10 protein-coding genes and 1 pseudogene are annotated in these 13,555 nt (G+C 63.8%); 5 read left to right on the forward strand and 6 right to left on the reverse strand.

The annotated features are described in order from the left end of the window. Positions 1-34: 34 nt before the first annotated feature. From xylA to NHF53_RS18325, 5 genes are all read right to left on the reverse strand, one after another. Positions 35-1,345 carry a xylose isomerase gene (gene xylA, locus NHF53_RS18305; protein ID WP_252835489.1) on the reverse strand — a complete coding sequence of 437 codons (1,311 nt, stop codon included), beginning with the start codon at positions 1,343-1,345 and terminating at the stop codon, positions 35-37. A 140-nt stretch (positions 1,346-1,485) separates the two neighbouring features. Beyond that, a complete protein-coding gene (gene xylB / locus NHF53_RS18310; RefSeq protein WP_252835490.1) occupies positions 1,486-2,934 on the reverse strand; it encodes a xylulokinase in 1,449 nt (482 codons plus the stop codon). 22 nt (positions 2,935-2,956) lie between these two features. Beyond that, positions 2,957-3,982, reverse strand: a complete 1,026-nt coding sequence (locus NHF53_RS18315; RefSeq protein WP_252835491.1) for a LacI family DNA-binding transcriptional regulator — start codon at positions 3,980-3,982, stop codon at positions 2,957-2,959. A gap of 556 nt (positions 3,983-4,538) precedes the next feature. Further along, positions 4,539-6,128: a DHA2 family efflux MFS transporter permease subunit gene (locus tag NHF53_RS18320; RefSeq protein WP_252835492.1), complete on the reverse strand. Its 1,590-nt coding sequence runs from the start codon at positions 6,126-6,128 to the stop codon at positions 4,539-4,541. A 19-nt stretch (positions 6,129-6,147) separates the two neighbouring features. Further along, a complete protein-coding gene (locus NHF53_RS18325; protein WP_252835493.1) occupies positions 6,148-7,353 on the reverse strand; it encodes an HlyD family secretion protein in 1,206 nt (401 codons plus the stop codon). Between the two features lie 184 nt (positions 7,354-7,537). Between NHF53_RS18325 and NHF53_RS18330 the strand changes: the two genes are divergently transcribed. The 4 genes from NHF53_RS18330 (at position 7,538) to lysS (ending at position 12,519) form a co-directional block, all read left to right on the forward strand. After that, complete coding sequence (locus NHF53_RS18330; RefSeq protein WP_252835494.1) at positions 7,538-8,218, forward strand: TetR/AcrR family transcriptional regulator; 681 nt, start codon at positions 7,538-7,540, stop codon at positions 8,216-8,218. A gap of 107 nt (positions 8,219-8,325) precedes the next feature. Next, entirely contained in the window at positions 8,326-9,081 is a 756-nt protein-coding gene (locus tag NHF53_RS18335; protein ID WP_252835495.1) for a TerC family protein, read from the forward strand. A 314-nt stretch (positions 9,082-9,395) separates the two neighbouring features. Next, positions 9,396-10,853: a glutamate--tRNA ligase gene (gene gltX / locus NHF53_RS18340; protein WP_252835496.1), complete on the forward strand. Its 1,458-nt coding sequence runs from the start codon at positions 9,396-9,398 to the stop codon at positions 10,851-10,853. Positions 10,854-11,022: 169 nt separating this feature from the next. Continuing rightward, positions 11,023-12,519 (forward strand): lysine--tRNA ligase, encoded by a 1,497-nt coding sequence (gene lysS / locus NHF53_RS18345; RefSeq protein WP_252835497.1) that lies wholly within the window; start codon positions 11,023-11,025, stop codon positions 12,517-12,519. A gap of 80 nt (positions 12,520-12,599) precedes the next feature. Here lysS and NHF53_RS18350 read toward each other — a convergent pair whose 3' ends face one another. Beyond that, positions 12,600-13,235 (reverse strand): hypothetical protein, encoded by a 636-nt coding sequence (locus NHF53_RS18350; protein WP_252835498.1) that lies wholly within the window; start codon positions 13,233-13,235, stop codon positions 12,600-12,602. Between the two features lie 151 nt (positions 13,236-13,386). On the opposite strand from NHF53_RS18350, the pseudogene NHF53_RS18355 reads away from it, so the two are divergent. After that, positions 13,387-13,554: pseudogene (locus NHF53_RS18355) on the forward strand (metal ABC transporter substrate-binding protein); the annotation flags it as partial. Position 13,555: the final 1 nt, after the last annotated feature.

Genomic DNA, 13,555 nt, shown 5'->3' on the forward strand with positions numbered 1-13,555 from the left:
CACCCCGACCCATCTTTCACTTCGGACTTCCGCCTCAGACGTAGCGGTTGACCACGTTCTCCAGATATTCCTGACGGCCGGACTTCGGCTCGGGATTGGTGTTTTCCCGCTCCACCATGCCGGCGATCTCGTCGAGGGAATATTCGCCGCGCAGCATCTTCTGCGCTTCGGGGCTCTCCCACTTGGCGTAGCGCTCCTCGAGCGGCTTCGACAGCGCCCGGTCCTCGATCATCTTCGCCGCCGCCTTGACGCCGCGGGCGCAGCAGTCCATGCCGCCGATATGGCCGATCAGCAGGTCCTGCGGATCGAGCGACTGGCGCCGCAGCTTGGCGTCGAAGTTCGTGCCGCCGGTCTTGAAACCGCCACCCGCGAGGATGTGGTAGTAGGCGAGCGCCATTTCCGGCACGTTGTTCGGGAACTGGTCGGTATCCCAGCCGGACTGGTAGTCGTTGCGGTTCATGTCGATCGAGCCGAAGATGCCGAACGCATTTGCCATGGCGATTTCATGCTCGAAGGAATGGCCGGCGAGGATCGCGTGGCCCTGCTCGATATTGACCTTGACCTCGTTTTCCAGCCCGTTCTTCTGCAGGAAGGCGTAAACGGTGGCGACGTCGTAGTCGTACTGGTGCTTGGTCGGCTCCTGCGGCTTCGGCTCGATCAGGATCGTGCCCTTGAAACCGATCTTGTACTTGTACTCGACGACGAGGTTCAGGAAGCGGCCGAGCTGGTGCAGTTCGCGCTTCAGGTCGGTGTTGAGCAGCGTCTCGTAGCCCTCGCGGCCGCCCCACAGCACGTAGTTCTCGCCGCCGAGGCGCTGGGTGGCGTCGAGGCAGGTCTTCACGGTCGCGGCCGAGAAAGCGAAAACGTCCGGATCGGGATTGGTGGCAGCGCCCGACATGAAGCGGCGGTTGGAGAAGAGGTTCGCTGTGCCCCAGAGCAGCTTGACGCCGGTCTCGGCCTGCTTCTTCTCGAAGTAATCGACGATCTCGCCGAGGTTGCGGGTGTTCTCCGCAAAGTTCGTGCCTTCCGGCCGCACGTCCGCGTCATGGAAGCAATAGTAAGGCACGCCGAGGAGCTGGAAGAATTCGAAGGCGACGTCCGCCTTGAGCTTGGCCGCTTCCATGGTGTCGGAGAACCACGGGCGCTGGAAGGTCTGGCCGCCGAAGGGATCGCCGCCCGGCCAGGTAAAGGTGTGCCAGTAGGCGATCGCAAAGCGCAGATGGTCTTCCATCCGCTTGCCGGCGACGATTTCATCGGGGTTGTAGTGGCGGAAGGCGAGTGGATTGGTGCTCTCCGGGCCTTCGTATTTCACTTTGGCGATATCGCCGAAAAAGCCTGTGCTCATGGGTAGTCCTCCTTTGGAAATGTTCACCCTCCCCTCGAGGGGGAGGGTCGGACCGCAGGTCCGGGGTGGGGTGACCGCGGCTTTTCACCCCCACCCGCCGCTTCGCGGCGACCTCCCCCCTCAAGGGGGAGGTGGAAAGATCAGATCGCCCGGATCGCCGGATAGAGCGCCCGGTAGCGCCGGTAGGCGTCCTCGTAGGCACCCGCCAGTCCGGCGACCGGCTCGATCGTTTCTGCCGTCTTCGGCGCCGTGCAGACGGAAAGTGGATCTGCCCCCGTCGCCGCGATCAGGCCGAGGCGGGCGGCGCCGAAAGCCGCGCCGAAGTCGCCGTCGGCCGGAACGTCGACCGGAACCCCGAGCGCGGTGGCGATCGAGGCGAGCCAGTAGCGCGAGCGCGAGCCGCCGCCGATCGCCGTCACCCGTGCGATCGTCGTGCCGGCCGATTTCAGCGCCTCGAGATTGTCGCGGATGGCAAATGTGACGCCTTCGAGCACGGCCTGGGTCAGCACCGCACGCGCGCTCTCGTGGCCGAGGCCGATGAAGGCGCCGCGGATCTTCGCGTCGTTGTGCGGCGTGCGCTCGCCGGAAAGGTAAGGCAGGAAAGTGACGCTGCCCGGCGCCTTCAGCGTGTCGCCGAGCTCGGCCGTCAGCTCGCCTGCCGACTTGCCGGTGACGCCAGAGTGCCAGTTCAGCGCATCGGTTGCGGAAAGAATGACACCCATCTGGTGCCAGGTTGCAGGCAGCGCGTGGCAGAAGGCGTGCACGGCGCTCTCGGGTTTCGGCAGGTAGCTGCCGTTGGCCGCAAAGAGCACGCCTGAGGTGCCGAGCGAGACGAAAGCCTGGCCTTCCGCGACCGTGCCCATGCCGCAGGCGGAAGCCGCATTGTCGCCGGCCCCGCCGGCAACGACGACGCCCACCGCCATGCCCCATTCGCCGGCAAGCTCGGCGCGCAGCCGCCCCGCCTCCTCGGTTCCCTCGACCAGTCCCGGCATCTGGCTTTCCGAGAGGCCGGTGGCCGAGAGCAGCTCCGGCGACCACCGGCGCGCGCCGGTGTCGAGCCAGGACGTGCCGGCCGAATCCGACATGTCGGAGAGATACTCGCCGGTGAGCCAGAGCCGCAGATAGTCCTTCGGCAGCAGCACCTTCGCCACCTTGGCGAAGACCTCCGGTTCGTTCCCGGCGACCCAGGCGAGCTTCGGTGCGGTGAAGCCGGGGAAGACAATGTTGCCGGTGATCGCGCGGAAGCGTGGATCGGCGTCGAGCGCCGCGGCCTCGGCATGGCTACGGGTATCGTTCCACAGGATGCACGGCCGCAGGACGCGGTCCTCGGCATCAATGAGCGTCGCGCCGTGCATGTGTCCGGAGAGCCCGATGCCCTTCACTGCCGAAAGTTCATTCGGATGCTTCGCCTTGAGGCCGGCAACCGCTTCCCTGGTCGCCCGGATCCAATCGGCCGGCTCCTGTTCCGACCAGCCGGGATGCGGCCGCGACACGTCGAGCGCGCCGTTCGCCGAGCCGATGACGCGCTGGTCGCCGTCGATCAGCATCGCCTTGACGCCCGAGGTTCCCAAATCCAGGCCGAGATACATGTGTCACTCCATTCTTTGGCCGTTACGGCAGATTGTCCCGCAGAAATATGTCGAGACGGATGCGCTCCTGCGCCTCGACGACCGATTGCCCGTCGGCACTGGCCTTCAGCACGCGGATCGCGCTTCTGACCTCGTGGCCGGCATCCTGGTTGAGCACAGCGTCGATCAGCCCGTCGGTCAGCGCGGCCCGCGTCGTCCCGGTGAGCTCGTGGGCGATGACCACCGGCCGGCGATCGCGGCGCACCTCCTTCAGAAGGCGCACGAGACCTCGGTTGCCGGCACCGAGGCTGTAGATGCCGGCGATGTCGGCGTGGGCGGAAAGCGCCTCGCGCAGCACCTGTTCGGCGGTTGCCGGGTCATCTCGTCCCTCCAGAACCGGCAGCAGATGCAGATGACTGAACTCCGCCTCCATGACGGCGCGGAACCCCTCGAAACGCTCCCGATGGTCGCGTACCATCAGCGAACCCGCCAGAACCGCGACACTGCCCGGTTCCCGTCCGAGAAACCGCCCCATGAGGCTCGCCGCCGTACGGCCGGCCGCGATGTTGTCGATCCCCGCATAGTGCTGTCGCCTCGATCCCGGCAGGTCGGAGACCAGCGTCACGACCGGGATGCCCTCCTCGACGAGCTCGTCGACAACCGCGCGCACCTCAGGGGCGTCGACCGCCACCAGCGCGATGCCGGCGGGTTTCTCCCTCCCCGCTTCCCTCAACGCGGCGACGAGCGCCTGCGGATCGAAGGCGGGGATCTCGATGATGCGGATCGCCAGCCGTTCGACCGCGGCCCGGGCGATCGCGTCGCCGACGGCGGCCGCGAGCCCCCGCATGAAGGAGTTGTCGTTGGAAGGCAGGATGAAGGTGAGCGGATAGACGCGCCCCTTCGCGAGATTGGCCGCGGCCATATCCCGCACGAAGCCCAGCGCCGCGACAACGGCGTCGACCTTCGCGCGCGTCTCGTGCCGCACGCCGGGCCGGTTGTTCAGCACCCGGTCGACGGTCGCGAGGCTCACGCCCGCATGGACGGCGATATCATGGACGGTCGGCTTCATGTTTCCTCCGGCGCGACTCTCTACCGGAGTTTATGAGGTACGTAAATCACATTTTGAGATACGTACCTCAGAAATACGTACATGTTCGCTGCGTGAAGCCACGACCGACGACGTCTTTCCTATTCGGCCATTTCGCGCAGCAGGTACCGCCAACAGGTCGGGTTTCCACACGCCCGAAGGATCGCGCGCTCGTCCTCGGGGTTGTAGAGGTAGGCGGTGCCAGCGGGCACTGAGAAATTCGCATCGTAAAGCCGCCCGGAAGTTCGGCCGCGCGGAAACCTATGGGCACGTCGGGAACTTCCTTGTCGGTTACACCTTCGAGCCAACCTTGGCTCTTGAGGTAGACCACGTCGTGCTCAGAAAGCCCGCCTGCCCGGACCGGGTTCAGCACGGGATTGAATACACCCATATTACGCATAACCCCTCCCATGAGTTGCTTGATCAACGAAAGCAACTCTAGATTATATTCAAACACTCCGCAATCAAAAGTGGCGCCGCCCCGTTCTCGCGGGGCGGCGTCGGGCATGCGCTGCGGTGGATCTGGGAGGTGGGAGGATCAGTGCCCGCTGCCGGCAGGTGCCGCGGCGGCCGGCCGCTTGATCAGCAGGGTCAGGAAGATCAGCGAGAAGAACAGGAGCGTGAGCCCCATGAAGACGTCGATGAAGGAGAGGAGCCACGATTGCTGGGTCACGAGGCCCGAGAGCTTCTTTACCGCCGCCGAGGCGCCGTCGAGGCCGTAGCTGTCGTAATTGCCGCCAACGCTGTTCAGCCAGTTGAGCGCCGCCGGATTGCTCCAGGTGATGTGCTCGGACAGGCGGGCATAGTGCTCGTCCGAACGCTGGGTGAGCATGGTGTTGATGATCGCCAGCCCGACCGCCCCGCCGAGATTGCGCGTCAGGTTGAAGAGACCCGAGGCATTCTTGATCCGCTCCGGCGGCAGCGTGCCGAGCGCGATGTTGTTGATCGGCACCATGCAGAGCATCAGCGAGCAGCCGCGCAGGATCTGCGGCAGCAGAAGTTCGTAGAAGTCCCAGTCCGCGGTCATGCCGGTCATGAGCAGCGTGCCGGCGGAAAAGCCGCCGAAGCCGATCATCATCATCACACGCGGATCGAGGCGGCTAGACAAGGCCCCCGCAACGGGTGCGGTCAGGAACATCGCCGCACCGGAGACGAACATGGTCTCGCCGATCATAAGCGAATCGTAGCCGCGGATGCGCCCGAGATAGAGCGGGTAAAGGTAGGTGAGACCGTAAAGCCCGACGCCCATGACGAAGGAGAAGAGCGAGCCGAACGCGAAGTTGCGGTTGGCGAAGGCTTTCAAATCAACGACGGGGAAGTCCACCCTGAACACCCGGTAGAAGAACACGGCCGCGCCGATCACCATCGCGATCGTGCCGAGGACGATGTGCTCGTCGTTGAACCAGTCCTTGCCGTTGCCTTCTTCCAGCACGTATTCGAGCGTGCCGAGGAAGAGCGCCATCGAGACGAGTCCCCACCAGTCGAACTTTTTGAACAGGCTGAGCTCGGGCTCGTCGAAGTCGATGAGGCTCCAGGTTACGGCGGTCACCAGAATGCCCGGAATGACGTTGATCAGGAACAGCCAGTGCCACGACATCGCATGGCTGATATACCCGCCGATGGTCGGGCCGATCGTCGGCGCGAGCGTCGCGACGAGGCCGATGATGGGCGAGACTACGTTGCGCTTGGACGGCGGGAAGATCGTGAAGGCCGCGGCGAACACCGACGGGATCATGCCGCCGCCGATGAAACCTTGGATCGCCCGGTAGACGATCATCTGCTCGATATTGGTGGCGGTCGCCGCGAGCGCGCTGGCCATCGTGAAGCCGGCGGCCGACAGCGCGAACAGAACCCGCGTCGAGAGGATGCGCGCGAGCACACCCGAGAGCGGGATCATGATGACTTCGGCGATCAGGTAGGACGTCTGCACCCAGGCGATTTCGTCGGCACCTGCGCCGAGACCCGCCTGGATTTCAGCGAGCGACGCCGAGACGATCTGGATGTCCAGGATGGACATGAACATCCCGAACACCATCGCGAAGAACGCGACGACGCGCTTCGGGTCCATCGGCTGGTCCGCGGCGGGCAGTGCCGCGCCCGCATTCCTCATTGTTGCCGTCGCCGCCATGCTGTCACCTCGACATCCGTCACTTGGCCGCGAGTGCGTGTTCCGCCGGGGCGGTGCGCGTGTCGACGTCAACGACGACACTCAGGCCAGCCCTGAGCTTGCCGGTATCGAGAGCCTCCTTGGGAAGGGAGATACGTACCGGCACGCGCTGGACGACCTTGGTGAAGTTGCCGGTCGCGTTCTCGGCCGGCAGCATCGAGAAGACGGCACCGGAGGCCGGCGCAATCGAGGTCACGGTGCCGACGAGCGGCTCCTCGTCGAAGGCATCGACGTGAATGTTGACCTTCGACCCGGGTGCGAGATGGGCGATCTGCGTCTCCTTGAAGTTCGCATCGATATAGAGATCGCTCACCGGAACCAGCGCGGCGAGCCGCTTGCCGACCGAGACGAGATCCCCCGCCTGGACCGAAAGATTGCCGACGACACCGTCATAGGGAGCCTTGAGGATCGTGAAGTCCAGGTCGCGCCTGGCCTTTTCGAGCGCCAGTTCGGCGGAGCGGATCGCCGCCTCGGCCTCTGCACGCTGCGCCTTCAGGACGGCAATCTGCGCCTCGGCTGCGGCGATGTTCGCGTCGGCGGCGCTCACGTTAGCCTGTGCCTGCTCGAGCTGCGTCTTCGCACTGTCGAGGTCCGCGATCGAGACGACCTTCTGCGCCTGCAGGCCGCTCGCCCGGTTGTAGGAGAGCTGCGCCAGGTCGAGGCTGGCGACGGTCGCCTGCTTCTGGGCTTTCGCCTGCAGCAGGCTCGCTTCAGCGCCCTTGATCTGTGCGTCGACCCGGTCGAGTGTGAGATGCTGGCTCTTCAACTGTGCCTCGGCCTGTTCGGCGGCGATGCGATAGTCGCCGTTATCGAGGGTCACGAGCGGATCGCCCGCCTTGACGATCTGGTTGTTGGTGACGTTGACCTTCTCGACGTAGCCGCCGACCTTCGGCGAGATGATGGCGATATCGCCACCGATATAGGCGTCGTCGGTGGACACCATGAAGCGTCCCTCGGTCCACCAGTCGTAACCATACCAGGCGGCACCGGCGAGAAGCGCAAGCGCCACGACCGGCAGAATCGGGCTGCGGCGCTTCTTCGCCTTCGCGGGTGCCTGCACCTGCGAGGGAGCGGCACTCTCGCCCTGACGGCCTTCGACGGTTTCCGGGGCCGTCGTCTCGACGACCACCGGATCGCGCCCGGTGTCGACGGAACGGATTGCGTTGCTTCTCTGGGAGCCGGACATTGTCGTTTCCATCCAAACTGGCAGGTTTCGTTTCGGGTCAGCTATAGAAATTCGCATGCGGATTGAACTGAACCGTTCGGTTCGCTTGACTTAGAGCGTTTCATCGCACATATCAAGAGCGATCGAACCATCGAGTTCGATTTCGTTAATTTTGAGTACCCCGAAGAGACGTGTGAGCAAGAAAATGTCCGAAACGCCGAGTCCAACCCCGGACAACAGCCTCTGTTCCGTAGGGCGCTTCGCAGCAGGCGAAGACCCGGTGAAGCGCGAGCAGATCCTCGACGGCGCCCGCTCCGTCTTCATGCGGATGGGGTTCGATGCGGCGAGCATGAACGACGTAACGCGTGAGGCCGGCGTTTCCAAGGGAACGATCTATGTCTATTTCGACAGCAAGGAAGAGCTGTTCGGGGCGCTGATCGAACGGGAGAAGGGCCGCTTCACGGAGTTCCTGCGCGACATCCTGGCAGACAGCGACGACGTCCGCGACGGCCTGCGTCGCTTCGGCATCGCCTTCGCCCGACACATCATCAAGTCCGACATGATCCCCGCGATGCGCATCCTGCTCGGGGTCGTGGACCGCATGCCGGGCCTCTGCAAGCGCTTCTTCGCCTCCGCCCCTACCAACGCGCGCACCGTGCTGCGTGCCTATATCGAGCAGCAGGTCGAGGCCGGCGCGCTGAAGGTCGATGACACCGATCTCGCCGCCCGCCAGTACATCGAGCTTGCGACCGGCCAGTTTTTCCGCCAGCGTCTCTTCGGCGAAATGACCGTGCCGCCGGAAGAGACTGAGATCGAGTATGTCGTGGACAGCGGCCTCAAGGTCTTCATGGCCGCCTACGGTCCCGAGGCACGGGTAGACGGCTAAGCGCCGAAACTGTCGTAATTTTCCGGAATGGGCCCACGTCGGGGCCTTGTCGTTTGGCGGCACTTGGGCCATTTGTGCTTGCACCAGCCACAAACCGGAAGAAGTTCATGCAGGATCTCGCCCTTCTCGTTCAGAACCCCGCTGCCTGGGTCGCCCTGATCACGCTGATCGTCATGGAAGTCGTCCTCGGGATCGACAACCTGGTGTTCATTTCGATCCTCACCAACAAGCTTCCCGCCGTACAGCGTGTGCCGGCCCGCCGCATCGGCATCGGCCTAGCCCTCATCATGCGGCTGGTGCTGCTCGGCACAGTGGCCTGGATCGTCCAGCTCACGACCCCGGTCTTCGAACTGTTCAGCCACGGCTTCTCCTGGAAGGACCTGATCCTGGTCGGCGGTGGCCTGTTCCTCGTCTGGAAGGCCACCAAGGAAATCCACCACAACGTCGATCCGGTCGACCAGAATGAGGATTTCATCGCCTCGTCCGCGACGGGTACGCTTGCCGCCGCCATTGGCCAGATCCTCTTGCTGGACCTCGTATTCTCCGTTGACAGCATCATCACCGCGGTCGGCATGACCGACCACCTGCCGGTGATGATCGTCGCGGTCATCGTCGCCGTCTCGATCATGCTGATCGCCTCGACCCCGCTCGCGAACTTCATCGAGAAGAACCCGACCATCGTGATGCTGGCGCTCGGCTTCCTGCTGATGATCGGCATGACGCTGATCGCCGACGGCATGGGCTTCCACGTCCCGAAGGGCTACGTCTACGCCGCGATGGCCTTCTCGGCTCTGGTCGAAGGTCTCAACATGCTCGCCCGGCGCAAACGACGCGCCGAGACCGGAAAGAAGACGCTGCACTGACGAGCGAAACCGCTTCCTGCGGTCGGCGCGGATCGTTGCGCGGGCCGTTTTCACCGACAGATTTGCCAATTGCGATCCAGCGGCGAGGGTTCGTAGCGGTCCGCTCTTGATGTGCTGCCCACGACGTCGCCCCTGCCCTGCCGCAGTGTGTCTTGACGCCCGCGGCCGAATGTGGCCTAAGGCCACGGAATGAAAAATCGCGGGATTTCCCGCCTCCGGCGGTCTTCGGCGCGGTTTTTCGCTTTTCGACACCTCGTCCGTGACCACGCGGTTTTTCCGCCCGGTCACTCGCACGTCACCAGAGCAAGAATCCGATGACCACTTCCGGCGTTCGCGTCCGTATTGCACCTTCCCCGACCGGCGAGCCCCATGTCGGCACCGCCTACATCGCGCTGTTCAACTATCTCTTCGCCAAGAAGAACGGCGGCGAGTTCATCCTCCGCATCGAGGACACCGACGCGACACGCTCGACGGCGGAATTCGAGGAGAAGGTTCTCGACGCGCTGAAATGGACCGGCCTCAAGTGGTCCGAAGGCCCCGATGTCGGCGGACCCTACGGCCCCTACCGCCAGTCCGAGCGCAAGGACATCTATCGCCCCTTCGTCGAGCAGCTCGTTCGCGACGGCCACGCCTTCCGCTGCTTCTGCACGCCGGAACGGCTCGAAATGATGCGTGACGCGCAGCGCGCCAAAGGTATGGCGCCGAAATATGACGGCCTCTGCCTCCACCTGACCGCCGAGGAAGTGACCGAGCGCATGGAGGAGGGCGAACCCTCCGTCGTCCGCATGAAGATCCCGACCGAAGGTTCGTGCAAGTTCCACGACGGCGTCTACGGCGACGTCGAGATCCCGTGGGACAGCGTCGACATGCAGGTGCTGCTGAAGGCCGACGGCATGCCGACCTACCACATGGCGAACGTCGTCGACGACCACCTGATGAAGATCACCCATGTCGCCCGCGGCGAGGAGTGGCTGGCATCGGTGCCGAAGCACATCCTGCTCTACCAATATCTCGGCCTCGAACCGCCGAAGTTCATGCACCTGTCGCTGATGCGCAATGCCGACAAGTCGAAGCTGTCGAAGCGCAAGAACCCGACCTCGATCTCCTACTATTCGGCGCTCGGCTATCTGCCGGAAGCGCTGATGAACTTCCTCGGCCTGTTCTTCGTTCAGATCGCCGAGGGCGAGGAATTGCTGACGATGGACGAGCTCGCCGAGAAGTTCGATCCGGAGAACCTGTCGAAGGCCGGCGCGATCTTCGACGTGCAGAAACTCGACTGGCTGAACGGCCGCTGGATCCGCGAGAAGCTGACGCCGGAGGATTTCCTCTCCCGCATCTTCGACTGGGCGTCGGAAAACGACCGCCTGACGGAGGGCCTGAAGCTCGCCCAGAGCCGCATCTCGAAGCTCGGCGAACTGCCGCCGCTTGCCGGCTTCCTGCTGGCGAACGACGTCGGTCTCACGCCTGCCTCCTTCGCAGGTCTGAAGACCTCGCCCGCCGAAACGCTGGAGATCGTCAACACGGTCCAGTTCGATCTCGAAAAGATCGTCGAATGGAACGTCGCGACGATTGAAGAGGAACTCAGGGCGATTTCCGACCGCCTCGGCAAGAAGCTGCGCGTCGTCACGCCGCCGCTCTTCGTCGCCGTCTCGGGAAGCCAGCGCTCGCTGCCGCTCTTCGATTCCATGGCGCTGCTCGGCCGCTCGGTCGTGCGCCAGCGGCTGAAGGTGGCAAGCCAGGTGCTGGCCTCGATGGTGGGTAGCGGAAGCTGAAATTGAAGTAGGCCCCTCATCCGCCTGCCGGCACCTTCTCTCGTCGCAAGCAAGGAAAAGGGAGCAAGAGGCGCCGCAGCCAGTCCCCTCGCCCCGCTTGCGGGGAGAGGGTTAGGGTGAGCGGCAATTTACACGGCGCAAGGCCAAGAGCCGCCACAGGAATTGAACGATGAACGAACAGAAGACCGAAACCGCCCTTTCCTCCGACGCGACGGAAGTCCGTCGCCAGAAACTCGGGCTGCTGCGCGAAAAGGTGGGCGACGTCTATCCCGCACATTTCCACCGCACGATGACCAATGAGGAACTTGCGGAGAAATATGCCCACCTCGAGCCGGACACCGAGTCCGGCGACGTGGTGACGGTCGCCGGTCGTGTCTACTCCTCGCGCAATTCGGGCATGTTCATGGACATCCATGACGCCTCGGGCAAGATCCAGATCTTCTCGCACAAGGACACGACCCCGGAAGAGGCCCGCAGCCTCCTGCCGCTGATCGATCTCGGCGACATCATCGGCGTGACCGGCGCGGTACGCCGCACCAAGCGCGGCGAGCTGACGATCAACGCGCAAGAGATCACCATGCTGACCAAGACTCTTCTTCCGATGCCGGAGAAGTATCACGGTCTCGCCGACATCGAGACGCGCTACCGCAAGCGCTATCTCGACATCATGGTGAACGAGGAATCCAAGCTACGCTTCCAGCAGCGCAGCAAGATCCTCTCGGCACTGCGCCGCTTCCTCGAGGACGACGGCTTCATGGAAGTCGAAACCCCGATGCTGCAGGCGATCTATGGCGGTGCAGCGGCCGAGCCCTTCAAGACGCACCACAACACGCTGAAGCTCGACATGTACCTGCGCATCGCGCCGGAGCTCTATCTGAAGCGCGTTCTCGTGTCGGGCCTCACCGACAAGGTCTTCGAGGTCAACCGCAACTTCCGCAACGAAGGCGTGTCGACAAGGCACAATCCCGAATTCACCATGATGGAGTGCTACTGGGCCTATGCCGATTACGAGGACATGATGAGCCTCGTCGAGCGGCTGTTCGAGAGCCTGGCGCTCGCCGTCCACGGCAAGACCGAATTCGCCTTCACCGACAAGGAGCTCTCGTTCAAGGGCCCGTTCCGCCGGATCTCCATGCCCGACGCGGTCAAGGAAGCGACCGGCATCGACTTCCTGTCGATCAAGACCGACAAGGAGGCACGCGCTGCCGCTTATGGCGCCGGGTTCGAGGTCGAGAAGGACGCGACCTGGGGCGAATGCCTCGCCTATGTCTTCGAGGAGAAGGTCGAGGCGACGCTGATCCAGCCGACCCACGTCATCAACTTCCCGAAGGATATTTCGCCCTTTGCCAAGGAAGTACCGGGCGAGCCGCGGCTGGTCGAACGCTTCGAGAGCTACTGCAACGGCTGGGAAATCGGCAATGCCTTTTCCGAGCTCAACGATCCGGTCGAACAGCGCAACCGCATGGTGGAGCAGCTGACGCAGGCCCACGAGCGCGGCGAGACCGAAAAGGAACTGGACGAGGACTTCCTCGAAGCCATGGACCAGGGCATGCCGCCGGCGGGTGGCCTCGGCATCGGCGTCGACCGCCTCATCATGCTTCTGACGGACTCGCCGTCGATCCGTGACATCATCCTCTTCCCGGCCCGCCGCCACAAGGGCGACTGAGCCGGTCGATCTGCCAACAAACAAAGCCCCGGGATAGACCCTATCCCGGGGCTTTCGTTTTCCGATGATGTCATGCGGCGTCAGCCGTGACCGCCGCCCTCCGCCGGCGCGGCATGCGCATCGCCGCCGTGGGCAGCTGCGGTTGTCTCGACAGCACCTTCCGGTTTCGAACAGTCGAACTTGTCGTCGATCGACGCGGCGATACGCTCGGCGTCCTCGCTCGGCACCACGATCTTTTCGCCGTAAAAGAGGCCAGTCTCGTTGGCCGGGCGATCGATGTAGTGCGCGCTGAACACGGCCGCACCCTCGACCTCGGGCACGCGCGAGGGATCGGGAATGTAGACGACATCCGCGCCGATCGCATGACCACGCATGTTCGCGCGATCCTTAGGACCGTTCACGTCGAGCACCACCACCTGGACGAGATCCGGTTTCTCCGCCTCGAACGTCTTCTCGGCGACACGCAGTGCCGTCTTCATGCGGGAAAGACCGTCTCCACCATTGGTCGAGACGTATTTGCGGATCCACTGGCGATCCATCTTCTTGATCAGGACCGTCTTCACTTCGGTGCACTTCTGGCCGTTCGCTCCCCGAAAGGTCGGCCCGAGCAGCTTCTCGGCGCCGATGTAGACGGCGGCGGCACCCGTCGCACCGCAGAAAACCAGGACCCCGCCGAGAACGAGTGCCAGCTTTCGGGACGGGCGGAATATATTCAACAGCCCCTTCAAGCCCACGACACCACCATCTGACCACTCCCGGTTACGCAATACCAACGGCCTTTGCTAGCACGCCGATCTTGAGGAAGTTTTAATCGCACGGCACGGATCACGCGAATATTGCGAATGACTTGCAAAAGGAGTCGTCTGCGTGAGACGGAAGATCATCGGCCTGCTTGCAGCCATCATATTCGTCGGCCTGCCCGCCGCGGCGGTCGCAGCGGAGAAGCCGAAAGTCATCACGACCTTCACCATCATCGCCGACATCGCGCGCAATGTTGCGGGCGACGCCGCCGAGGTCGACAGCGCCCCTGCCCCGA

The sequence above is a fragment of the Ciceribacter sp. RN22 genome (genome assembly GCF_024054295.1).
GTDB lineage: Bacteria > Pseudomonadota > Alphaproteobacteria > Rhizobiales > Rhizobiaceae > Allorhizobium > Allorhizobium lividum.